20 protein-coding genes are annotated in these 24162 nt (G+C 60.9%); 15 read left to right on the forward strand and 5 right to left on the reverse strand.

All coding sequences use genetic code 11. The annotated features are described in order from the left end of the window. Positions 1-119 precede the first annotated feature (119 nt). Positions 120-3797, reverse strand: a complete 3678-nt coding sequence (locus ACYVM5_RS16105) for an alpha-amylase family glycosyl hydrolase (RefSeq protein WP_460619128.1) — start codon at positions 3795-3797, stop codon at positions 120-122. 249 nt (positions 3798-4046) lie between these two features. Between ACYVM5_RS16105 and ACYVM5_RS16110 the strand changes: the two genes are divergently transcribed. Continuing rightward, positions 4047-5222, forward strand: a complete 1176-nt coding sequence (locus ACYVM5_RS16110; RefSeq protein ID WP_460619129.1) for an alpha/beta hydrolase — start codon at positions 4047-4049, stop codon at positions 5220-5222. Between the two features lie 155 nt (positions 5223-5377). On the opposite strand, the gene ACYVM5_RS16115 is transcribed toward ACYVM5_RS16110, so the two are convergent. Beyond that, entirely contained in the window at positions 5378-6148 is a 771-nt protein-coding gene (locus tag ACYVM5_RS16115) for an SAM hydrolase/SAM-dependent halogenase family protein (RefSeq protein ID WP_460619130.1), read from the reverse strand. Between the two features lie 122 nt (positions 6149-6270). On the opposite strand from ACYVM5_RS16115, the gene ACYVM5_RS16120 reads away from it, so the two are divergent. Both ACYVM5_RS16120 and ACYVM5_RS16125 read left to right on the forward strand, forming a co-directional pair. Next, the gene (locus tag ACYVM5_RS16120) at positions 6271-7368 is read left to right on the forward strand and encodes a PhoH family protein (RefSeq protein ID WP_460619131.1); all 1098 of its coding nucleotides are present in this window, start codon (positions 6271-6273) and stop codon (positions 7366-7368) included. Between the two features lie 121 nt (positions 7369-7489). Beyond that, on the forward strand, positions 7490-7924 hold the full coding sequence (locus ACYVM5_RS16125; RefSeq protein WP_460619132.1) for a GNAT family N-acetyltransferase: 435 nt from the start codon (positions 7490-7492) through the stop codon (positions 7922-7924). 133 nt (positions 7925-8057) lie between these two features. Here the strand turns inward: ACYVM5_RS16125 and ACYVM5_RS16130 are convergent, their stop codons facing one another. Further along, positions 8058-8993, reverse strand: coding sequence for a phytanoyl-CoA dioxygenase family protein (locus ACYVM5_RS16130; RefSeq protein WP_460619133.1), 936 nt, complete (start codon positions 8991-8993; stop codon positions 8058-8060). 126 nt (positions 8994-9119) lie between these two features. Here ACYVM5_RS16130 and ACYVM5_RS16135 point away from each other — a divergent pair, with 126 nt between their 5' ends. From ACYVM5_RS16135 to ACYVM5_RS16190, 12 genes are all read left to right on the forward strand, one after another. Continuing rightward, the gene (locus ACYVM5_RS16135; protein WP_460619134.1) at positions 9120-11399 is read left to right on the forward strand and encodes a ComEC/Rec2 family competence protein; all 2280 of its coding nucleotides are present in this window, start codon (positions 9120-9122) and stop codon (positions 11397-11399) included. Between the two features lie 221 nt (positions 11400-11620). Next, positions 11621-12427, forward strand: a complete 807-nt coding sequence (locus tag ACYVM5_RS16140) for an enoyl-CoA hydratase/isomerase family protein (RefSeq protein WP_460619135.1) — start codon at positions 11621-11623, stop codon at positions 12425-12427. Positions 12428-12563: 136 nt separating this feature from the next. Continuing rightward, the gene (locus ACYVM5_RS16145) at positions 12564-13073 is read left to right on the forward strand and encodes a sterol desaturase family protein (protein ID WP_460619136.1); all 510 of its coding nucleotides are present in this window, start codon (positions 12564-12566) and stop codon (positions 13071-13073) included. A 56-nt stretch (positions 13074-13129) separates the two neighbouring features. Beyond that, positions 13130-14029 (forward strand): MerR family transcriptional regulator, encoded by a 900-nt coding sequence (locus ACYVM5_RS16150; RefSeq protein WP_460619137.1) that lies wholly within the window; start codon positions 13130-13132, stop codon positions 14027-14029. Positions 14030-14256: 227 nt separating this feature from the next. Then, complete coding sequence (locus ACYVM5_RS16155) at positions 14257-14811, forward strand: RNA polymerase sigma factor (protein WP_460619138.1); 555 nt, start codon at positions 14257-14259, stop codon at positions 14809-14811. Positions 14812-14930: 119 nt separating this feature from the next. Next, on the forward strand, positions 14931-16427 hold the full coding sequence (locus ACYVM5_RS16160) for a phytoene desaturase family protein (protein WP_460619139.1): 1497 nt from the start codon (positions 14931-14933) through the stop codon (positions 16425-16427). Positions 16428-16433: 6 nt separating this feature from the next. Then, positions 16434-17276 (forward strand): phytoene/squalene synthase family protein, encoded by an 843-nt coding sequence (locus ACYVM5_RS16165; RefSeq protein ID WP_460619140.1) that lies wholly within the window; start codon positions 16434-16436, stop codon positions 17274-17276. 247 nt (positions 17277-17523) lie between these two features. Then, positions 17524-18000: a hypothetical protein gene (locus ACYVM5_RS16170; protein ID WP_460619141.1), complete on the forward strand. Its 477-nt coding sequence runs from the start codon at positions 17524-17526 to the stop codon at positions 17998-18000. A 193-nt stretch (positions 18001-18193) separates the two neighbouring features. Next, entirely contained in the window at positions 18194-19045 is an 852-nt protein-coding gene (locus tag ACYVM5_RS16175) for a 4-hydroxy-3-methylbut-2-enyl diphosphate reductase (RefSeq protein ID WP_460619142.1), read from the forward strand. 24 nt (positions 19046-19069) lie between these two features. Next, on the forward strand, positions 19070-19474 hold the full coding sequence (locus tag ACYVM5_RS16180) for an STAS domain-containing protein (RefSeq protein WP_460619143.1): 405 nt from the start codon (positions 19070-19072) through the stop codon (positions 19472-19474). Then, entirely contained in the window at positions 19471-20196 is a 726-nt protein-coding gene (locus tag ACYVM5_RS16185; RefSeq protein ID WP_460619144.1) for a fatty acid desaturase family protein, read from the forward strand. The genes ACYVM5_RS16180 and ACYVM5_RS16185 overlap by 4 nt, the downstream gene beginning before the upstream one ends. A gap of 262 nt (positions 20197-20458) precedes the next feature. Then, positions 20459-21106: a TetR/AcrR family transcriptional regulator gene (locus ACYVM5_RS16190; RefSeq protein WP_460619145.1), complete on the forward strand. Its 648-nt coding sequence runs from the start codon at positions 20459-20461 to the stop codon at positions 21104-21106. A 114-nt stretch (positions 21107-21220) separates the two neighbouring features. Here the strand turns inward: ACYVM5_RS16190 and ACYVM5_RS16195 are convergent, their stop codons facing one another. Together ACYVM5_RS16195 and ACYVM5_RS16200 are read right to left on the reverse strand one after the other, a co-directional pair. Continuing rightward, a complete protein-coding gene (locus ACYVM5_RS16195) occupies positions 21221-21601 on the reverse strand; it encodes a heavy-metal-associated domain-containing protein (RefSeq protein WP_460619146.1) in 381 nt (126 codons plus the stop codon). Positions 21602-21694: 93 nt separating this feature from the next. Continuing rightward, the gene (locus ACYVM5_RS16200) at positions 21695-24091 is read right to left on the reverse strand and encodes a TonB-dependent receptor (protein WP_460619147.1); all 2397 of its coding nucleotides are present in this window, start codon (positions 24089-24091) and stop codon (positions 21695-21697) included. Positions 24092-24162: the final 71 nt, after the last annotated feature.

Consider the following 24162-nt stretch of genomic DNA (forward strand, 5'->3'; position numbering starts at 1 on the left):
CCGCAACGGGAGCCGGGGCTTTTGGGGGGTAGGGGCGGGGCTTGCCCCCGCCCGTCGTTGAATGGAATCGTTGATGTGGTGCCCACGTCCGGGCGGGGGCAAGCCCCGCCCCTACATTATTACTCCCGCACCACGCGCAGGCGCTGAGGCAGGCCATCGGGGCCAACCAACGTCACCACGTACACGCCCGGAGCGGCCTGGCGCAGGAAGGAGCCGAGCTGCTCTGCCAGCGCCGCGCGCGGGGCCGGCGCGGGGGCCAGCAGCGTGCGGCCCAGCACGGAACTCAGCGTGAGACGTAGCGGCGCATCATCGGCCAGAGCTGGGCCGCCGAGGAACTGCACGGCATCGCCGTGGCTGGGGTTGGGCAGCACCACATAGGGGCTGGCGGTGGCGGGCACGTAGGCCACGGGGCTGTAGTGCGTGCTACCGTTGAGGTCGCGCTGGCGTAGGCGGTAGTACGCGGCGGTGGGCGCGTCGCGGTCGTCGTAGGTGTAGGTGGTGGGCTGGTTGCCGCCCCAGGCCGGCACGGTGGCCAGGTGGCGGAACTGCTGGCCGTCGGCCGATTTCTCGATATCGAAGCCGGCATTGTTATTTTCCAAAGCTGTAGCCCAGTCCAGGCGCACGGTGCTGGCGCTGGCGCGGCGGCCCTCGAAGCGGGCGAGCGTGACGGGGAGCGTAGGGCTGCCATTGCCGAGGGCGAATTTTGAGAAGGCGCTGATGCCCGCGTAGGTGGCCACGAACGGCCCGCTGCCGGTGACGGTGGCGCGGCCCAGCTCAGTCCAAGTTTCGCCCGTGCCGCCGTGGTTACGGTAGACGCTGGCCTGGCTGGGCACGAAGCTGGCGTTCTGGTCAGCGGCATTGTACTGAAGGCTCATGGCCACGACCGGGCCGATGGCCAGGGTGGGCGTCACCTCCCAGGTGCGGTTCACGAACTCGGCGGTGCGGGCGTAAGGCGTGCCGCTGGTGCCGTTGGTAAGCAGGCCGCTGAAGGTACGGACCTGGAACGTGGTACTGACGCCGCTATTCGCCAGCGTGAGCGGCGTGAAAGAGGCCGCCGTGCCCACCGGGAAGGCCACTGCCGAGCCATCGCCCGGCACGGGCCGCACCACGAAACCGCCCGTCGCGGCCACGTCGGGCGTGATGACGTAGCGGCTGGCATCGGCCCCGGTCACGGTGGCCGTGCTGCCCAACGTCAGGTTCTGGTTATCGATAGCCAGATGGCCGGCCGTGAAAGCCAGCGTGCCGCTCACGCTCACAGGGCTGAGCAGGCGAGCGTTGGCGGCGTTGTTAATGGTCAGATTACTCAGCGCCAACGCCGTGCTGCTGCCGGTGCTCAGGGTCTGCTCGGTGCTACCGTTCAGCTCCAGCGTGCCGGAGCCGGTGAGAGAGCCGACGGCTACCACGTTGCCGCTCACGCGCAGGGTGGTGCCGGCGGCCAGCGTCAGGCTGGCGCCGCTTTCCACGGTAAGATTGTGGGCGGCCAAGGTGCCGGCTGCCAGGGCGGGGGCGAAGCTGGTGCCGGCCGGCACCAACACGTCGGTGCTGGCGGTGGGCGTCACGCCGGCTTCCCAGTTGCGGCAGTCAGTGGCATCGGCCGAGGCGTCGTTGCTGGTCCAGATGGCCACCTGGTTGGTGGGGGCGGGGGCCGTGAGGGTGTTCACAGCCGCGGGGGCGGTGTAGCTCACCTTCACGTAGCAGCGCTGGCCGGCCACGGTGGCGGTGGTGTTGCGGGCTTTGAGGGCCAGCCAGCCGGTGGTGCTGGGCGTGTAGCTGCCGCTGGCCACCGCGGTACCGCTGGCGCTGCTCAGCAACTGGCCGCGCAGGTCATACACCCCAATGGTGAGGCTGCGGGTGTTGCCGCCGGCTTCGGGGTAGAGGTTGTAGCTCACGGGCTGGCCGGCCTGGGCGTAAATTTTGCCCACCAGCCGGGTGTTGGTCGAGTTCGAGGGGAGGGCACCGCCCTGGCCCAGGCCGCCGCAGTTCAGGTCGCCGAGGTCGTCGGCCATTTCCCATTCCTGGGTGGTTTCGGTGGCGCGGGGCGGGGTGTAGGTCGAATTGTCCTGGCCCACGGGCGCCCACACCGAATAGCCCCGGCGGCCCAGCAGGGCGCTGCCGTTGCAGGGCGGCGTGTTGATGCGCACGCGCTGGTCGGCCGGCACAGTATAGGTGTAATTACCATTCGCGCCCGAATAATCCTTGAGCACAGTACCGGGCGCGAAATCCGAATCCACGTAGTTTTCCTGCCAGTCGTTGTAGTTGTCGTTGATGCCGATAATAGCCTTGGTGCTGCGCTCGATGATGAGGTGGTCCTGCGCCTGGTAGCGCACCTTATACGTGCCATCCTTGAAACCCAGGTGCTGGTGGCACCAGAGCAGGTTCACGAGGTCGGAGCGGGTGGGCAGGTCGGTGATGGAAGTGGGATGGTGGGTGTAGCGCTTGCCCGTGCTGCCGAGGTTGAACAGGTCTTCGATAAAGATGTGCGGGTTGCCATCAACCGCGAAGGCAATGGCGTAGGCGGCCGACAGGCGCGAGTCGAACGGGTCGATGTGGGCGGCTAGCTCGTCGCCCGTGTTCCAGCCGGTGTAGTCGCCGGTGGCACTGAGCTGGGGCCGGAAGGTGTCGTGGTTGTTCACGAAGGGCGCGGTGCGGTGCACGTAGGTATTCGAACCGGCGTAGTAGGCCACGCGCTGGTCCTGCTGCTGGCTCGGAATCTGGCCCAAATCATAGTTGCCACCGCCGCTCACCATGCCGTAAATAGCGCCGCGCAGGCCGAAATCGAAGGTGCCCATCAGGAAGTCGTTGCCGCCGTTCTGGCCCTTCACGCTGGTCACGTAGCCGTCCAGTTCGCCCTTGCCGCCCACGTATTCGCCCACGTTGAGCATGCCCTCGCCGCCGTTGGCCCAGCCGGCATTGTATTTCAGGTTGAAGCTGAGGTCCTGCTGGGCGTTATAGCTGAAGTGCTTCACCGCGTCCCAGCGGAAGCCGTCCACGCCGGTCTGCTTCTTCATCCACACTATCCAGTTGCGGGCCTGGGTCTGGCTGTAGCCGGCACTCTGAACCGGGTTGAACGCGCCCGGGTACAGCGCTAAGTAGTTGGGACTGAGTTGGCCGTAACCGTCGTTGCCGCCGTCGTTGCCGTAGCAGAAATCGGGGCCGAAATACGGGGCGGCCTGGTCGCCGCTGGTGCTCTGGTGGCCCAGCTGCGGATGGAAGTTGGCATAGTTGCGGGGCCAGCGGCCCTGGCGGGCGGCGTAGGCCGCGCCGTTGTCGCCGGTTTCGGGCAGGGGCGTGGCGAAGGAGCTGTAGCGGAAGGTTTTGTAGCCGTTGTTGCTGGCCAGCGAGAAGTTGGGTTCGGGGTCCTGGCCGGCATCGCCGCTGGTGGTGCCGGCCCCGTCGGTGTGGTTAAGCACCACGTCCTGAATCACCTCGATGCCGTTGGCGTGCAGCACGGCCACCAAGCGCAGAAACTCGTCCTTCGAGCCGAAGCGGGTGCGCACGTCGCCCTTCTGAAATTTATCGCCGAGGTCGTAGGGGTCGAAAGGCGAATAGCCCACGTCGTTGGTGGCGTTCTTGTTCTTGGGCGTGGGCGGCAGCCAGACGGCATCAATGCCCATTTCCTTGAGGCGCGGGGCTAGTTCGGCCAGGTAATCGGCCCACTTAAAGCGGTAGGTGTCGTTGTAGTAATCCCACCAAAATGACTGGAGCACAACCTTTTTGATGGTGGTTTGAGCCTGGGCCGGGTAGCCGCCCAGGTGGGCCAGCAGCCACAGCGCCAGCAAGGCGTAGCGTTTTCTCATCGAAGAATCAGAACCTGGAATTGTTGAGCGGGAATCAGAACAGCGAATTTACGTCAGCCCAACCTTGCGAACAAGGTAAACTTCTATTTATGAGTGCGCTAAGGTTTGCGCAAATGAATGGGAATATCAGCATGGTAATATGCTGTCAGCCAGAAATAAATGGTTGCCGCTAACCTTGGGAATCCTCAAGCGTAAGACCGCAGCACAACACCTGTTCTTCATACTTTCATACTTTACCTGTTCTTTTTCATGAAACGTGCCCTTTCCCGTCCGGCGGCCTTTGCGTGGCTCGCCGCCCCGGCCCTAGTCGGCGGCCTGCTGCTGAGCAGCTGCAGCAGCCAGCCCACTGCCACCGAAGCCGACAAAACCGCCACCGTAGTTCCCGGCGAAACCAACGCTACTTCCGATAGCGCCGCCGTAACCGCCTCCGCCGGTGCTACCGGGGCCGTGAAGCCCACCGGCCCCAAGCCCGCCTGGGGCCCCAACCTCAAGCCCGAGATGCAGGCTGTGATTGAGCAACTGATGAGCTTCAAAAACAAGCCTTTCCCCGAAATCACCGCGGCCGAGGCCCGCAAGCAGCCCAGTGCCGCCGACGCGGCCATGAAGCAGATGCGCGCCAGCAACATCCCTGTGCCGCCCCTGAACTGCGACACCGTCACTAAAACCCTCATGCCCGGCGTGAAGGCCCGCATCTACACGCCCAAAGGTGGTGCAGCTTCGTACCCGGTTATCGTGTATTACCACGGCGGCGGCTGGGTTATTGCCACCAATGACACCTACGCCGCCTCGGCCCAGGCCTTGTGCGAGCAGGTGGGTGCCGTGGTGGTTTCGGTGGAATACCGCAAAGGCCCGGAGCACAAGTTTCCGACCGCGCATGACGATGCCTTCGCCGCGTACCAGTACGTGCTGAAAAACGCCGCCAGCATGAAAGGCGACCCCAACAAAGTGGCCGTAGTGGGCGAAAGCGCCGGCGGCAACCTGGCCTGCAACGTCAGCATCATGGCCCGCGACAAGAAAGTGGCCCTGCCCAAGTACCAGGTGCTGGTGTACCCCATCGCCGGCTCCGACACTAACACGCCCTCGTACCAGGCCAATACCCAGACCGCTCCCCTCAACAAGGGCGGCATGGAGTGGTTCTTTAAGAACTACCAGCGCACCGCTGCTGATTTGAAAGACCCGCGCATCAACTTAGTGGCCGCCAACCTGAAAGGTCTGGAGCCCACCACCATCATCGCCGCCGACTACGACCCGCTGAAAAGCGAAGGCAAAACCCTGGCTGATAAGCTTACCGCCGCTGGCGTGAAAACCAATTACAAACTCTACGACGGCACCACACACGAATTCTTCGGCATGGCTGCCGTGGTTCCCGAGGCAAAAGATGCCCAGGACGTAGCTGTGAGCGACCTGAAAGGCGCGCTGAAGTAAGCCATCAGGCTTGATTTGCTGGACACCCGGAACGTCATGCTGAGCGCAGTCGAAGCATCTCTACCACGCAACTAATTCTAATCGATAGGAATAGTATTGCGGTAGATATGCTTCGACTGTGCTCAGCATGACGTTCTCTTTTGGGGGAACGCAGCTTATTCAGCCTGAAAACGCACGTCCACCTGCGAGTCAAAATTCAACCCCAGCAGCTCCGACGCATTGCCCTGGCAAATGCCCAGGCACAGGAAGTTCTGGCTATTGAATACCACCACGGCCTCGCCGGGCGGCACGGCCGAGAAGTGCGGGTGCAGGTCGCGCACCACGTCGCGCCCGAAGTGGATGGCCAGTGGGCGGCCATGGCCCACAGCCTCCACGGCCGTGCGGGAGATGTTGGTAATGAGGTTGCCGTAGTGGTCGACGTGCGCCACATGGCCCGTGATGCGGTGGTCCTGCAGGCGCAGTTGGCGGTTATTGAGCTGGTGCTGAGTCGTAACGGCCGGGCCAAGGTCGCTCAGCAGTGCGCCCTGGGCCAGGGCTACGGCGGCGGGCAGGAGCACATCGCGGGTGGGGGAGGCGGTGATGGCGGCCGGCAGGGCAACTAGGTTTTCGGGGGTGCCATTGGCCAGCAGGGCCAGAATGCCGTTGTCGCCGCTTACGAAATAGTGGCCTTCAACTTCAGCGGCCAGCCAGCCGGGCTCGGGGCCCGCGCCGTGGTCGGCCACGCCGATGACGTGCACTGTGCCCACCGGAAAATCCCGAAACACACTTTGGAGAACGTGAACGGCGTGCGCGATGTTGAAGGGTTCGACGCCGTGGCTGATGTCGACCACCGGAACCGCCGGGGCCAAGTGCATTAGCCGCGCCTTCAGGGCCGCCACGTAATGGTCGCGGTAGCCAAAATCGGTGAGCAGCGTAATCAACCCCATGCCTGTGTTCCGTAGTTTTTCGTAGTATTGTTTCGCCGCCCGAACCGGGGCAAAAGTAGCCGGTTTGGGCCGAAAACGGGCCCTTTTTCCCACACCCTTTCTCTTTCCCCCTCTCTTCCAACTTGGTCGAAAAAATCATCACCCTCGAAAACATGTCTTTGGTCGATTTCCTCGGCCCTGACAACCAGAATATCCGCCAGCTGGCCGCCGCTTTTCCCGGCTCCAAAATCATCAGCCGCGGCAACGAAATCAAAATCCAGGGCCAGACGGAAGTCATTGCCCGCATCAACGACCTGCTTTCCTCGCTCATCGAGCACTACCACCAGTACGGCCAGATTACCGACAAAACTGTCAACCAGTACCTCTCGGCTACGTCGGAAGAAGCCGAAGGCCGGGTGCTGGCCGCCTCGCCCGACGTCATCTTGTTCGGCGCCAAAGGCGGCGTCATCAAAGCCAAAACGCCCAACCAGCAGAAGCTGGTGGACACCGTGATGGCCCACGACCTCACCTTCACCCTCGGGCCCGCCGGTACCGGCAAAACCTATATTTCGGTGGCACTGGCTGTGCGCGCACTGAAAAACAAGGAGGTGAAGAAAATCATCATTTCGCGCCCCGTGGTGGAGGCCGGCGAAAGCCTGGGCTTCCTGCCCGGCGACATGAAGGAGAAAGTTGACCCCTACCTGCGGCCAATTTACGATGCCCTGGAAGACATGATTCCGGCCGAAAAGCTGAAGTTTTACCAGGAAAATAAAATCATCGAAATCGCCCCGCTGGCCTACATGCGCGGCCGCACGCTCAACAACGCCTTCGTGCTCCTTGACGAGGCCCAAAACACCACGCCGAGCCAGATTAAGATGTTTCTGACCCGCATGGGCCCCACGGCCAAGGTGATGGTGAACGGCGACCGCAGCCAGATTGACCTGCCTACCCGCCAGAAATCGGGCCTGATGCAGGCCATGGACATCCTGAAAAACGTGCAAGGCATCGGGTACGTTGAAATGACGTCCGAAGACGTGGTACGCCACCGTCTGGTAAAGGAAATCGTGGAAGCCTACGACAAATTCGACACCGAAGAAATGACCCGCCAGGCCCAGGCCAACGGCATCTCGCGTCGCGATGAGCGCCATGAGCGCCGCCTGCGCGAGCAAGGTTTATTGGATGGCGACCAGCCTGGGGCCGAAGAAGCGGAGCTGCCCGTGAACCACGAGCAGGCGCTGTAGTTTTTCAATAGCCAGCTGTCATCCTGAGCGCAGCGAAGGACCTTATCACGATGGGATTTCCTAACGTGATAAGGTCTTTCGCTGCGCTCAAGATGACAGACTTTTTTAACCGCATACCACTATGCCCGCCACCGCCTACCGCATCACCGACCTGCGCGACCTCGATGCCGCCTTCACTATCCGCGAAAAAGTATTTGTGGAAGGCCAGGGCGTGCCCGCCACCCTCGAAAACGACCTGCACGACCGCACTGATGCCCGCCACTACCTGGCCCGCGCCGAAGACGGCACGCCCGCCGGCGCCGCCCGCTGGCGCGTAACCGACAAAGGCGTGAAGCTGGAGCGCTTCGCCGTGCTCGAAGGCTTTCGCAACCAGCAAATTGGGGCCGCGCTGCTCCACGCCGTGTTGGCCGACGTACGCGCTGAGCTACCCGATGCCGAAGTGTACCTGAACGCGCAGATTAACGCCGTGCGCTTCTATGAGCGGCACGGGTTTCGGAAGGAAGGGGAGATGTTTGAGGAAGCCGGGATTCAGCACTTTAAGATGGTGCTGGGGTAAGCCGTTACTTATAACGGTCATGCGGAGCGCAGCCGAAGCATCTCTACTGAGGAAGTAAATAATTGCTCTTGCGGTAGAGATGCTTCGGCTGCGCTCAGCATGACTGCCTTGTGTTGTTATCCTCTGATAACAGCTACAGCAGCGCCGGCCGCTGCGTGATTTCGTGGTAGCAGATGTGGGCCTGGCTGAAGTAGTGGAATACCATGCTTTTGCGCGTCTGGGCCGGGTCGCGGTGGGGTTCGCCACCGTGCATCAGGTTGGCGTGCCAGATGAACACATCGCCTTTGCGGGCCAGGAAAATCTGTTTGGGCAGGCCGGCTTCAATGATTTTCTGGTTGATGTAGGCCTCATATTCGGTGTAGGCTTTGTCGCCGATGAGCCACTCGGTGCCTTCGTTCTGGTAGTCGGCGTTGAGGTAGTAGGGCAGCTTGTGGCTGCCGGGATAGTAGTGCAGCGGGCCGTTATCGGGCGTGATATCCTCCAACGCCACCCAGGCCGCTGCCATGCCGCCCAGCGGGAAGGTGCTCATGTGGATACTGTCGGAGTGTGTGCGCTGCTGGCTGCCGGTCAGGAAGTTGATGCTTTGGAAGAGCTTGGTTTCATGGCCCAGCAGGGCGGCCACCAACTCGCGCAGCGCGCCCTCGCCCGCCGCCCGGATGCGGGCCGACTTGCGAAATGCAAACATGAACTTATTGACGTAGCGCACGCTGATTTGCCGGCTGGCAATGAGCTGGTGCAGTTCCTGGTTGATGTCATCGGCGGTTTCAGCGCTGAAAAAGCCCGGCAGGATGGCAAAGCCATTGTCCTCGAAAGCCCGCAGGCTGGCTTGGCTGGCGGCGGGCAGCGCCGCGAAGGCGGGCGTGGCGGCCAGTCGCTCGGCCAGGGGCGGCACCGGCGGCAGGCCCGCGCTAGCCGGCAGACCCGCAAAATCGCGGCTGCTGATGGGGGAGAAGTAGCGCTTATTTAACCCCAGCTTTTGGTAGATGGGCAGGTTGTGAGCCAGCCGGCGGCGCTGGAAAACGTTGTAAGCAGCGTAGCTGAGCTTGAGGCGGCGGAGCAGGGAAAGCATGAACGGAAAGGTTTCTTCGAAGGCCCAAGATACGGCCGGGGGCAGGCGTAACGGGGAATCAGTTGGCTGTTCCGGCCCAAACCGGTACATTGCCAGCCCAATACTCTTTCCTTTTTCTACCTGCTGATGATTACCTGGGCCACTTTTCCCTTCGTGCGCTACACCCCCGCGCTCATCCTCGGCATCGTGGGCTACCTCTACCTTGGCGGAAGTTGGCCGGAGCTCTGGCCTGCCACTGCTGTACTGGCCGGTTGCAGCATGGTGCTGATTCTCTGGGCCGTGCGCCAGCGCACTCCCGCCGCCTCCGATGCCGCCGGCCTGCTGTCGCTGCTCACCATCGTCGTGCTCGGGGCCACGCTCACCCAGCGCGCCACCGAAAGCCGCCGCGCCGACCACCTCTACCGCTTCGGCGATAAAGTGGAATGCTACCAGGCCGTGGTGGACGAAGCCACCGTGGTGCGGGCCGCCACCTACGCCACCACTCTGAAAGTGCAGGCCGTGCGCGTGGCTGGCCGCTGGCGCCGGGCCACAGGCGGCGTGCGGGTGTCACTGCCGCGGGTGGCGGGCATCGCGCAGCCGCAGTACGGCGAGGTGTGGCTCATTCGCGGCCACCCCGACCCCAGCAAGCCCCCGCTCAACCCCGGCGAGTTCGACTACGCCCGCTACTTGGAGTATCGGCAAGTATATCACCAGCAATACATCCACCCCGACCAATACCGGGTTCTGCGGCTGGCCCCGCCTAATATGCTAGTGGCTATCAGCATGAAAGCCGCCGCGCAACTCGACGGTGTTTTCCGGCACTACATCAAGGCCAAGCGCGAGTATGCCATTGCCTCGGCGCTGGTGCTGGGCATCAAGGACGACGTGGATTTGGCTACCAAGCAGGCTTACACTGCCACCGGCACCACACATATTATGGCCGTGAGCGGCTTGCAGGTGGGCTTGTTGTTCGCGGCCATGTCGTGGGTGCTGCGCAAAATGTTTGGGCGGGTGAAGGGCTTTTTGCTGTGGTCGTCGCTGGTGGGACTGGCCGTGATTTGGAGCTACGCCTTTCTTACGGGACTGTCGGCGTCGGTGCTGCGGGCCACGGTCATGTTCACGGTCATTATTATCGGCCGGGCGCTGGGGCGGCAGGATTCCATCTTCAATACGCTGGGCGTGGCGGCGTTTGGGCTGTTGGTCTGGAACCCGTTTCTGGTGGCTGATGTGGGCTTTCAACTGTCGTTTCTGGCGGTGCTCAGCATCGTGTATGTGCAGCCTCGCATTGCCCGCTGGCTCGATATCGAAGCCTATTTCTACGCCCGCCGCCGGCCCTGGCAGCCCAAGGCCGTGCAGTGGACCTGGCGCGGCAGCGGTTGGTTTCTCGATAAAGTATGGCAGGCGGTGGCGCTGTCGCTGGCGGCGCAGGTGGCCACGTTCGGGCTGGGGCTGTACTACTTCCATCAGTTCCCGTTCAGCTTTCTGTTTTCCAACTTGGTGGCCGTGCCCATTTCCAGCGGGGCCGTGTACGTGGGGCTGGCATTATTAGCGGTGAAGGGAATTATAGCTGGTATCGGCCTGCTAGTGCCTGCTGGTGCGGCGTGGTGGCTCGATTTGCTGCCCCGCGCCGTGGCGCAGGTATTTGAATGGATGGTCTGGGCGTTCAACGAATACATCTTCCTCATAAGCCGCTACTTCTCCGGCTGGGTGGTGCGCGACATTCACGTTTCGGCCCTGCAAACTGTCCTCCTGTTCGGAATAATCGGGGCGGGGCTGGCCTGGCTGAATACCCGCCGGCTGGGCTGGCTGCGCGGTATGGCGCTGCTGCTCTTCTGCTACGGCGGCAGCCGCGTGGCCGAAGCCCGCGCCGTGGCACCCACCGAAGAATTCATCGTGTACAGCATCCCGCGCCGCTCGGCGGTGGGGTTCTGGCAGGGTGCGGCGGCCGAGTTTGTCACGCCCGACTCGCTGCCGCTCACCGAAACCGAGCGCACGTACCGCCTGCTGCCGGGCATCATCCGGCGGGCGGCGCGGCGCACGGCCTATCGTGTGGGGTGGCGCGGCTGCACCGTGCCCGTGCAGCGCCTTGCTGACCCGGACAGTGCCAATTCAAGCCTGTATTTCCGGCCCGGTCCGGTGGTGCTGGCCCGCTGGCGCGGCCTGCGGGTGGCCTTCGTTTCCAATCGGATTTCCACCGCCACCCGGCCCGCGCCCGTCGATGTGCTGGTGCTGCGCCGCAATGCCCGCCTGAAGCCCGAAACCGTGGCCGCCGTATTCGGCCCGCAGGTGCAGGTGGTATTCGATTCGAGCTGCAAAATCTGGTACGTGGCCCGGCAGGATTCGCTGCTGCGTGCCCAGGGCTTCTGCACCTGGGACGTCACGGCGCGGGGCGCTTTCCGGTGCGCGCCGTCGCTGGCCAGGCAGTAGGGTAGGACCCCGTAGGCAACCGCCGGCCCCAGTTGCTCCGAGTTAGGGCTAAAGTAGCCAATAAACCAGTTGTCAATGACTTTCAACGATTTTACCGGGTGCTTGGTCGAGCAAGGCAGTCCATCCGTACATTTTTTGCGTTAATTGCCTTAGAAGATGCCACCTTTCCCCCGCCGTTGGCATCCCAGCTGTAACCATCCGTCTGCGCCAACCCCGCCCCTATGGAAGACCTGCTCACCCCCGAACTTGAAGCCCTCCGCTTCATCCAGTACGAAGCCCAGGACCGCATCGGCTACATCACCCTCAACCGGCCCGACAAGCGCAACGCCCTGAATGCCGACGTGGTAACCGAGCTGAAACAGGCGTTTGAGTTCGCCGAAAACGACGAAGACGCCAAGGTTATCGTGCTGCGCTCGGCCGGGGATGTATTCTGCGCCGGGGCCGATTTGGCCTACATCCAGGAGCTGCAGGGCTACGGCTACACCGATAACCTGGAGGACAGCACGCACCTCATGCAGCTCTTCCACCAGATTTACACCCTCAAAAAAATCGTTATTGCCCAGGTGCAGGGCCACGCCCTGGCCGGTGGCTGCGGCCTGGCCGCCATCTGCGACCTGACCTTTGCCGTGCCCGAGGCCAAGTTTGGCTACACCGAAGTAAAAATCGGCTTCCTGCCGGCCATTGTGAGCGTGTTTTTGCTGCGCAAAATCGGGGAGTCGCGCACCAAGCAGCTGCTGCTCACCGGCGACCCGGTTTCGGCCCAAACCGCTCTCGATATGGGCCTCATCACCTTCCTGGCTTCTAAAGAAGAGCTGGCCGCCAACGTGCACACCTTCGCCCAGCGCCTGTGCCGCGAAAACTCGGCCCAGAGCATGGAAGTCACCAAGGAAATGCTGGCCCACCTACCTGAACTCGACCTCGAAGAAGGCCTGCGCTACGCCGCCCAGCGCAACGCCGAAGCCCGCGGCTCCGACGATTGCCGCAAAGGCATTGCCGCTTTTCTCAGCAAGGAAAAGATTGGCTGGTAGGCTGCCCCCCGGGCCTTGCTGCTGCCCCGCCCTCTAGGAAAGTGGTATCTTGAACGCCGCTTTGGCCCGAAATGGACCAGAGCGGCGTTTTTACGTTTCCGGCAAACAACTTTTTCTCCGCAACGGTTACCTCCGCATGACAGCCCTGGCCGCCATTGGCATCACCCTTAGCACCTTCGGATTCATGGAATTCTGGGCGTGGTTTATGCACAAATTCGTGCAGCACGGGCCGCTGTGGTTTCTGCACCGCTCGCACCATGTGCGCCACCCGCACCCGGTGGAGCGCAACGACCTGTTTTTTCTGATTTACGGGGCCATTTCGGCTGCTTTGTTCATCACCGGCGACAACGGCGGGCGCTGGTGGTTTTGGGTGGGCGTGGGCATTGCCTGCTACGGCACGGTGTATTTTTTCGTGCACGATGTATTGATTCACGGCCGGCTGCGCTTCTGGAAAAAGTCGCAGAATACCTACCTGCGGGCCCTCAATATGGCCCACAAAACCCATCACAAAACCACGGGCCGCGACGGCTCGGCCGAGTTTGGCCTGCTGTGGGTTTCGCCCAAATACCTGGAGCTGGCGCGAAAAAAACAATTAAAGATTAGTCAGGAAAAAATTAAAAACGACCCTAGGGCGGCGGAATATTAGTGCGAATGCTGACTGCCGGGTGCTGATTTTTAATTCGTAATTTTTAATTCAAAAAAGTGGGCCATTTCTCCATCAGCGACTTAGAGCAGCTTTCGGGCATCAAGGCGCACACCATTCGGATGTGGGAGCAGCGCTACGGCCTGTTGCGCCCGGTGCGCACCGCCACCAACATCCGCATGTACTGCGACGATGATTTGCGCCGCCTGCTCAACGTGAGCACGCTCTGCGGGCGGGGCAAGCGCATCTCGCAGGTGGCCTGCCTCAGCGATGCCGAGATTCAGGCGGCCGTGCTGGCCTGTTGCAACGATGCCCACGACTACCACCAGCAGGTGAATGCCCTGCTGGCGGCCATGCTGGGCTTCGATGAGCAGCGCCTCAACCACCTGCTCAACGAGGCCACTTCCTGGCTGGGTTTTGAAAAGATGATGCTGTTTGTAGCGTATCCGCTCCTGCAGCGCATTGGCCTGATGTGGCTGGCCGGCACGGTGAACCCCGCGCAGGAGCACCTGCTGGCCCATTTGCTGCGCCAGAAACTGTTGGCCGCCACCGATGCCCTGCCCTGTGTGCCCGTTTCGGCCCGCCGCTGGGTGCTGTTCCTGCCCGCCAACGAGATGCACGAGCTGGCACTGCTATTCATGAACTACGCCCTGCGTGCGCGCGGCCAGCACACCCTGTACCTGGGCCAGAACCTACCCACCGCCGAACTGCACGCGGTGTGCGAAACTTATCAACCCGATGCCATTGCCACGGTGCTAACCTCGCAGCCCGAGCGCGGCAAAGTAGGGGAGTTTGCCCGCGAAGTGGCCGCACTGTGCGCCGATAAGCTGGTGGTGCTCTACGGGCCGCTGGCCCGGCAGGAAGGCCTGGAATTACCCAAAAACTGCGTTGTGCCGGAGCTGATGACCGACTTCCTGGCGCTGGTGGGTGAGCATGAGCCCGCGCCGGTTGCAGCCTGACGTGGGCAATCTGATTGGGGGTGCACTCCGTAGGTGAGCCCGAAAACTTCACAAAAACATCACGGGCTTTCGGGAAGATTCGTCGGGCTAAAACCGGGGCCGGCCGTACCTTGCCGCGCCTACGGCGAAAAGTAGGCGTGCCGAGCAAAATTCTTTGGCCCGGACTAGCCGGATTAGCAGCCGGCTCGTATATTTGTTTAACAAATGGTCACGAAAAGCTAAACAGCATGAATTCGCTCGAATTTACCTCGCAAGTGCAGAAAATTTCGCTGACGCTCCGGCCCGCCGCCATGAATTTGACGCGAGACGCTGACGACGCCAAGGATTTAGTGCAGGAAACCCTCCTCAAAGCCCTGCTCAACAAAGACAAGTTTAAAGCCGGTACCAACCTGAAGGCGTGGTTGTATACCATCATGCGCAACACCTTCATCAACAACTACAACAAGATTACCAAGCGCAGCTCCAACATTGACAGCACGGAGTATTTTCAGTATTTCAACACCGACCAGAACTACATCACCCACAACGGCGCCACGTCCGATTTTGTGGTGCGCGACATCAACGAGGCCATTTCCAGCCTCGGCACCGATTACCGCACGCCGTTTATGATGTATTACATCGGCTACAAGTACATGGAAATTGCCGAGAAGCTGCAAATTCCGATTGGTACCGTCAAAAACCGCATCCACATTGCCCGCAAGGACCTGAAATCGGCCCTGCATGTGTATGCCCCGGTAGGTGCCTCGGCTGCTGCCGATGCCGCCGACGCCCTGGAGGACTAGCCTTTGCCGCGCCCGCGCGGTGGCCGCCGGCCTGCTGCTGCATCTGCGGCGCTGGGCCGGCGGTTTCTTTTTGAGCGTATTTCGCCTGCCCGTTTCACCGACCCCGTTACTGCTTGCCCTTGCCTTTCCCTTCGCATCCCACTGATACCAAACAGGCCGTCGTCATCGGGGCGGGCTTTGCCGGGCTGGCGGCGGCTACCACGCTGGCCCAGGCCGGCTGGCGCGTCACCATCCTCGAAAAAAACGAAGGCCCCGGCGGACGGGCGCGGGTGTTTCGCGCCCAGGGCTTCACCTTCGATATGGGCCCCAGTTGGTACTGGATGCCCGATGTATTCGAGAAATACTTCGCCCGCTTCGGTAAGAAAGTGGCTGATTATTACGAATTAATTCGTCTTGACCCGTCTTATCAGGTGATTTTCAGAGGGCCGGAAGCGGTGGATATTCCGGCCAAAATGAGCGAGCTGCGCGCCCTGTTCGAGCGCTACGAGCCCGGCAGCGCCGCCCGGCTCGATGAGTTTCTGAAGCAGGCGGCGTATAAGTACGAAGTCGGCATCAACCGACTGGTATATGCGCCGAGCCGCTCCATTTTCGAGTTTGCCGACCCCAAACTGCTGGTCGATATGGTACGGATGGATGTGCTCCAAAGCATGCACAAGCACGTTCGGCGCTTCTTCAAAGACCCGCGCCTGCTGGAACTGGTGGAGTTTCCCATCCTCTTCCTCGGCGCAACTTCGGAAAATACGCCTGCGCTGTACTCCCTGATGAACTACGCCGACTTGGCGCTGGGTACTTGGTATCCGAAAGGAGGAATGCACAAGATTGTGGAAGGCATGGTGCAACTGGCCGAAAAGTTGGGCGTGCGCATCGAATACAATCAGGAAGTGACGGAAATTGTGGTCGAGAATGGCCGCAGCACCGGCGTGCGTACCGCTAATGGCTTCTTCGCCGCCGATGCCGTGGTGGCCGGGGCCGACTATCACCACATCGAGCAGCAGGTGCTGAAACCCGAGTTTCGCCACTACGACGAGAAATACTGGGATTCCCGCACCATGGCCCCGTCCAGCCTACTCTTCTACCTCGGGGTCAACCGCAAGCTCGACAAGCTGCGCCACCACAACCTCTTCTTCGATGAGGACCTGACCCAGCACGCCCGCGAGATTTATGAGCAGCCTCAGTGGCCCACCCGGCCGCTCTACTACGCCTCGGTGCCCAGTAAAACCGACCCCACCGTGGCCCCCGAAGGCCAGGAAAACCTGTTCCTGCTCATTCCCGTGGCCCCCGGCCTCACCGACGACAACGCCACCCGCGAGCGCTACTACGACCTGCTAATGGACCGCCTCGAAAAGCACTGCGGCCACCCCATCCGTGAGCACGTGGTGTACAAGCGCAGCTATGCCCACCGCGACTTCATTGCCGACTACCACAGCTTCAAGGGCAACGCCTACGGTTTGGCTAATACCCTGAAACAGACGGCCATTTTGAAGCCCACGCTTAAGAGCAAAAAAGTGGCAAATTTGTATTTCACGGGGCAGCTCACCGTGCCCGGACCGGGCGTGCCGCCCTCGCTCATTTCGGGGCAGGTAGTGGCGGGCGAAGTGCTGAAGGAGAACTCATAGAACGTCATGGACCACGTTAAACTCTTCACCGACACCAGCCTAGCCTGTAGTAAGCTCATCACGGGGCGCTACAGCACCTCGTTCACGCTGGGCATTCGCACGCTCGATGAGCGGCTGCACTTGCCGGTGTACGCCGTGTATGGCTTCGTGCGCTGGGCCGATGAAATCGTGGACACGTTCCATGACCACGACAAGGCCGCGCTGCTCGCCGACTTCCGCCGCCAGACCTACGAGGCGCTGGATACTGGGCTGAGCTTCAACCCGGTGCTGCAGGCTTTTCAGTATGTGGTGCGCCGCTACGGCATCGACCGGGAGTTTATTGAAGCTTTCCTGCACAGCATGGCCCTCGATTTGGAGGACCAGAACTATCACCCCGACCTGTATCAGGAATACATCTACGGCTCGGCCGAAGTGGTGGGGCTGATGTGCCTGCGCATTTTCTGCGACGGCGACGCGGCCATGTTTGAGCGGCTGCGCGAGCCGGCCCGGCGCCTGGGTTCGGCGTTTCAAAAGGTGAATTTCCTGCGCGATATCCGCTCCGATTACGAGGACCGGGGCCGCGTGTATTTTCCCGGCGTGGTGTATTCGCGTTTCAACGACGCCACCAAAGCCGAGATTGAAGCCGACATCAAAGCCGATTTTGAGGCGGCCTACGCGGGCATTCAGCAGCTGCCGCGCTCGGCCAAGCTGGGTGTGTACCTGGCTTATGTGTACTACCTCAAGCTCTTCTACAAAATCAAGAAGCTGCCGGCCGCCCGCATCCTGGGCGAGCGGGTGCGCGTGCCCGACAATACCAAGCTGCTGCTGCTGCTGGGCTCGTATTTCCGCTACCGGCTGTCGCGCATCTGAGGCCGCTTTTGGGTCCGGCTTTTGCCTTATTCCAGCTACGTTGCGGCCTTACGCCGTATTTTTGCCGAATATGCGAATTCCCAAGGTTCTGTTTTTTGCGGTTATTATCGGGGTTGGAGCGTCGTCCTCAGCGGCCGATTTGCGTAGTAGCGCTTGGCGAGCCAGCGGTGCGGCGCCGGCTCTGGTACCCGTCCGCCCGGCCGCCAAAGCCGTTCGCCCATTCTCCTTCAACCTCACCTCTCATACTGTGTCGTCGACTTCCCCTTACCACCCTGCCATTTTGCGCCGCCACTACGAGCAGGCCGCCGCTGACAAAGCCGCCGGCGAAAAATTCTACAAGCTGCTGGCTGATTATCAGGACCGTGATGCATTGGTGCTGGGTTACAAAGCTGCTTCCGAAGCCATCCGGGCCCGCGATGCGTCGATGTTCAATAAGCTGACCTACGTGCAGGACGCGGCCAAAACCTTCGAGCAAGCCGTGGGCCTCGACCCGCAAAACCCCGAAATCCGTTTCCTGCGCTTTTCGGTCGAAAGCAACCTGCCGGCCTTCCTCGGCCTGAGCAAGCACGTGGAGGAAGACAAGGAAATGCTGCTCAATGCTGCGCTCAATCACCCCGGCACGGGCCTCGATGCAGAGGCATTCCGCACGGTGCGCGGCTTCCTGGTGGGGCGCGGGCATGTGAGCGAAAGCGACGCGCAAAAACTAAATAAAGTAAAAGAGTAGCGCATTTAGTAGTACAAGCTTATGCCTGTGGCGAGCGCAACAGGTGCCTACGCTCAACTGTGCCAACGCCAGCACTCGAACTTACTGCGTTATTCCGGCTAGGTTCAAACTGAAATAGAGCAGGTTTACGTATTTTAGGCCACCCAGCCTTTTTACGCAACCTTGCGGGTATGTTGCTGGTTACTGAGGTCCTATGCCGAACCTGTCGCTCAGCGTCCGAATTGACCCCAACTCCGGCTTTTGCTTCGGCGTGATTTACGCCATTCAAATGGCTGAAGACCTGCTCGATGAGCAGGGTTACCTTTATTGCCTGGGCGATATCGTGCACAACGACGAGGAAGTGCAGCGCCTCGAAGAGCGGGGCCTGCGCATCATCTGCCACGAGCGGCTGGCCGAGCTGCGGGATGAAGCCGTGCTCATTCGGGCCCACGGCGAGCCCCCGGCCACCTACCAGATGGCGCTGGAAAACAACCTGACCCTGATTGACGCAAGCTGCCCGGTGGTGCTGAAGCTGCAAAACCGCATCAAAGCCAGCTACGACAAGAAGGAGCAAATCTTCATCTACGGCAAGCACGGCCACGCCGAAGTACTCGGCCTGCTGGGCCAGACCAGCGGCAACGCCGTGGTATTTGAAAGCCTCGATGAGCTGTTGAGCCACGAGCTGCCCGAAAATATTACCCTCTACAGCCAGACTACCAAGAGTACCAACAGCTTCTACAACATTAAGAATCAGTTGGAAACGCGAGGCTACCAGGTGAATGCCAACGACACTATCTGCCGGCAGGTGAGCAACCGCGACAAGGACCTGCGCCGCTTTGCCGCGCAGTACGACCAGATTGTGTTCGTATCGGGCACCAAAAGCTCCAATGGCAAGGTGCTCTACCAAGTGTGCAAGGAAACCAATCCGCTCACGCACTTCATCTCCAACGTGGCCGAAATCGACGCGGCCTGGTTCCGGCCAGGCCAGTCGGTTGGCATCTGTGGGGCCACCAGTACCCCGATGTGGCTGATGGAGCAGGTGCGCGAGCGGCTGCTGAGTTTGTAATGTTTTTAAGTGTTCATTATGGATGTGATAGACGCTGCTTTGCAGGAATATTCTGCCGATAAAGAGTTGGCAAAATGCTTCATGGCTAAGCGTTACACATTAGCAGGTAAAGACTATGTTTATATCCAACCTATTAATTACGAAAGTGAAATTGATTTAGAGAGAATGATTATGCCTTTGGATTGCATCCTTAAATTATTCACAAATAATAAAGTGTATAATTCGATTTTTTCATTAAGCCGTGTTATTGGCTTGATGGATATTGCTTTTGCAATTGTAATTGCACACGCTTCTGACTTGAATGATAGGGGAGGTGAATTGATACTGTGTGATGCGAATGAGGCAATTATTACAACATTAGATATACTTGGACTCAGAGAGTTGCTGAAATATTATTCTTCGGAAGAAGAGATGTTGAATAGAATATGAGTTCTACCGCAGCCATTCCCGCCAAGCGCGTAGCGCCAGCGCCCGTCGGCACTACCGGCGTGGCCATTGGCGGGCTGATTGTGGTGCTGTGGGCCGTGTTGCTGGGCTTCCTGCTTGCCCGGTACCAGCCCGACTGGTACTCACCCGCGCCCTATCTGCTGGCCCTGCTGCAAACCCACCTCTACACGGGTCTATTCATTACCGCGCACGATGCCATGCACGGCGTGGTGAGCCCCAACAAGCGCCTTAACAACGTATTGGGCACGCTGGCTGCCGGGCTTTTTGCCTACAACTGGTTTCCCGGGCAGCTGCCTAAGCACCACGCGCACCACCGCCATGTGGGTACCCAGGAAGACCCCGATTTTCACGACGGCCGCCATCCCGGGTTTCTGCCGTGGTTCGTGCGGTTCGCCTGGAACTACGTGACCTGGTGGCAGATACTGTTGATGGCTGCCACCTACAATGTGCTCAAATTATTCTTCCCCCAGGCTAACGTCATTGCTTTCTGGATGATACCGGCAGTGCTGGCCACCCTGCAGCTATTTTTTTTCGGGACCTACCTGCCGCACCGGGGCGAACACGCGGCAGATAATCCGCACAAGTCGCGCAGCCAGTTTCGGCATCACGTTTGGGCGTTTGTAAGCTGCTATTTCTTTGGCTATCACTACGAACACCATGACCAGCCGTATTTGCCCTGGTGGCGGCTGTGGCGGGCCAAATAGTGACCATGGGTTGGCTGCGCCGAATTCCGTTTAGGCCGGATTTTTCGAATTCTACGGATTTCGTGGACGCGAGGCTTTGGGTTTTGCACCGGGTGCGGCATGGCGGTTGAACGATGTACCGGGCCGTTTGGGGTTGAAAAGTGGCCCACCCGTAGATTTCTGCCGTTGGCAGAATACACAGAATGCCACCAAACACGTCTTAAAGGCGTCTTATAGGCGGGTGTCATCAATTGCGGGTGCTCCTTTATTCTCTTTGTCAGCCATGCTCATATCATCCACTGCCTTAGCCGAGCCACCCGGTGCGCTGGACCGTTCCCACGCCGTTGCAATAGCGCAGACGCTGTACTTCCAGGCTGGCATCGCGGCCGTGTCGATGGCGGATGTGGCCGCTCGTCTCGACCTGCCCGAAAGCGTCGTCCTCGCCGAGTTTCCGGCTGGCAAGGAAGCGCTGGTGCAGGCCGTACTCAAAAGCTACGGTGAGCAGATGCGCGCCGAGCTGGAGCAGCTGCGCCGGCAATGCTCTACCGCTGTCGAAGAGCTATTGGCGGTGCGGGTACTGGTCAACCAGAAAATGGCGCAAGGCAACACGGCATTTTTTCGGGATGCCGAAGTGCTGTATCCCGCCGTATGGCAACAGTGGCAGGCGCAGCGCAACGCCCACATGTTCGCCTACGTGCGGGCCAACCTGTGCCAGGGCATTGCCCAGCAGCTGTATCAGGAAGGCCTTGATGTAGATTTCCTGGCGCGCCTCTGGCAGCAGCAGATGCGCAACCTCCGCACCGCCGATGCCGAGTTCCTGTCGCCTGCCCAGATGCACCATACCCTAGTCGCGCATTTCCTGGCCGGAATCGTGACGCCTGCCGGGGCCTACGTGACCCGGCGGCTACAGGAAGCGGAACCGTTTTACTAGCCCACAGATTATCTGTTCAAACAAAAAAGCCGCTCATTAAAGCGGCTTTTTTGTTTGGTGAAGTACATCCGAAAAATCCGAGCGAAACGAAGTTCGGCGCAGCCAATCCGTGCTCTAGTGGACTGCGTTGGTCTTTTTGCAGCAATCGGGCAGGCGGTTGTAGGCGCGGGCGTCGGCGGTGAGCTCGTCGGCGTCGTAGCCGGTTTTTTGTACGGCGGTACGCAGGGCGGCGGGCGTGGTTTTGTCGGCCTTATAGGTCACGGTGAGGACTTTGGTGGGCACGTCGAGCACGGCGCTTTGCACTCCTTTTTCGTAGGCCAGGCTCTTTTCGATGCGGGCCTTGCACATGTCGCACACGGCCGAGGTTTTGAACTGCGCCGTGGCCATGCCTTTTGGGGCGGCTTGTGCGGCGGCCGGAGCGGTCTGGGCCTGGGCACTGGGCGAGAAGCTGAGCAGCGTGAACAATGAAAGCGAAAGCGGGAGGAGGAATTTCATTATTGAAAATTAAAAGCGGGTGACGGCAACCTAACAAAATTGCTGCCGGAAAAATTGATTGCGCGGGAAACTTCAGCTAACGCTTCCCGCACTTTATTCGATGCGGTAGCGCAGGCCCGCATAGGTGAGGCGGCCGTAGACCGGCCCCCACACCATGGCGGCATCAAAGGTGGGCCCAAATGGGTTGGCCGCGCCCTCAATGGGGTTGGGCTGGCGGTAGTTGGCAAGGTTTTCTACCCCCGCATACACTTCTAAGCGCTTGAAAGCCCGCGTCAGCTGGGCGTTGAGCAGGGCGTAGCGCGGGGCAGTTGTGGGGGCATACACCTGCCCCGTGCCGTGAGCATGCTCGTCGGTGATGTGCGCCAGCGCCCGCTGCCCAAACCATTGCACCGTAAAATCGGCGCGCCATTTATCGAAGGCAGTGGCGTAGCCCAGGTTAAGGAAGGCACGGTGGGCAGGAGTGAGGGGCTTGGACAACAGGCTGTTTCCGTAGGTGCTACGCACATCCAGGTATTTGTATGCTCCCTTCACTTGCAATCCTTTCACGGGTTCCACCTGAAGCTCGGCTTGCAGGCTACGGGCGAAGGAACGGCCACCCGGCTGGAGGTTGTCGATGGAAATGATGCCGGGGTCGGTGTACATGTCGGCCACTGCCTGATTCACAAACTCGGTGTGGTAGTAGTCGAGAATGAACGTGGCCGGGTGGCCCAGCGCCGTGAAATACTGGGTGGCGCTGCCGCCCAGGTTCCATGCTTTTTCGGGCCGCAGGCCGGGGGCGATGACAAACTCGCGGGCACTGGCCAGCATGGCGGCGTTGTCGGCAATGGGGTTGGCCACGCGGAAGCCACTGCCGGCGGCGGCTCGCAATATGGTGTTTTTCAGTACGTCGTACTTCACGTTGAGGCGGGGCGTGAGTTGCCAGCCGTAGAGGTTGTGGCGGTCGGCGCGCAGGCCAGCTACCACGGTCAGGTTGCGGCTGTTCTGGTAGGTGTACTCGGCGAAGGCGCCGGGCACCAGTTCGCGGCGGGTGCGGTGCTCGCGGGCCTCCACGCTGGCCGGTGTGTCGGTGAGGTAGCTGCGGCCGGCAGTCAGGCGCTCATCATAGTTGTCGTAGAGGAAGCTCAGGCCGGTGCGGTACACGTGGGCCGTATTGCCCAGCGCGCTCTGGAACAGCAGCGTGGCCTGGCCCGTGCGCTGGGTGCCATCGTAAGCCCGCGAGCTGCGGTTGGTGACGGGGTAGGCCGGCAAGCTGGGGTCGTGGTCGGTGTGCAGGGTCTGGTAGCCGTAGGAATACCGCGAGGTGAAGTCGTGGTCGGTGCCGGTTAGCAGCAGGCCCAGGCTCTGGAAAGGGCGCGCGGGCCAGGTGTAGGAGGTTTTGGCGTAGCCGGTGTAGCGGGTGGTAGCCTGCGTGGTACCGTAATTCTGGGTGAAGGCCGCCTCGCCGGTATCGCGGAAATCGAGCTGGCCGCCCTGCCGGGTTTCGCGCAATGCGCCCAGCCCCACCTCACTTACGATTCCGTGGCCCGAGATGTACTTCCACTTATTAAAAGCGTTGAACTGCGTGGCCAGCGGCAGGTCGAGGAATCCGTCCTTGTTGCGGTCCAGGCGGTTGCCGAGGTGGTCGGTGTGCAGCAACAGCACCGTACTCCACTTCGGGTTGAGGCGCGCGGAGGCGTTCAGGTTTACATCGAATTTGCCCAGGTCGTTGGCGTAGGCGTTGAGTAGCAGTTGGTCGGTTTTTTCCGGTTCCTTCAGCTTCACGTTCACCTGGCCCGAAATGGCTTCGTAGCCATTCACCACCGAGCCCGTGCCCTTGATGATTTCGATGTTCTCAATCCACGGCCCGGCCAGGTAGCCCAGGCGGTAGGGGGCGGCTAGCCCGCGCAGGGCGGGCTGGTTATCCACGGTCAGCAGCGAGTAGCTGCCATCGAGCCCGAGCAGTTGAATCTGCTTGGCCCCCGAAACCGCGTCGGAAGTTGTGACCTCTACCGAGGCGTTGGTTTCGAAGCTTTCGGCCAGGTTGCAGCAGGCCGACTTGGTAAGGTCGCGCCCGGAAATCATCTGCACGTTGGCCGGAGTGAGGGAGGAGTAGGCCGGGGCGCGGTCGGTTACCACCACTTCGCCCAGCTCAGCCCCGGCGCGCAGGGCTACCCGCAGGTAGGGTGCGTCGCTCACGGGTACGGCCAGCGTATCGGGCCGGTAGCCCAGCGCCTGCACCACCAGCCGCGAGGCCGCCCGCGCCGGTCGCACCAACACAAAATGTCCGCCCGCATCTGAAGTAGTCGTGATAACCGGTGCGCCGGCCTCGGCCGCGTCGTAGAGCCAGCGCAGCACCGCGCCGGGCAGGGGAGTAGCCTTGCCGGCCTCCGTCACCTCGCCGCGCACCGGCGCAATGGCCGACGATTGAGCAGCCACTTGTCCGGTGGGCAGCCAAACCGTAAGTAGCGCAGGTATAATAAAATGCGGAACAATGCCGCTGATAGGTCGCATAATATCTGAAAGTTAGGTGTTTCTGGTGGAGTGTCTATGCAAGCAGACGCAACAGCTTCTTCCGCCACTAA

This window comes from Hymenobacter ruber (genome assembly GCF_054783255.1).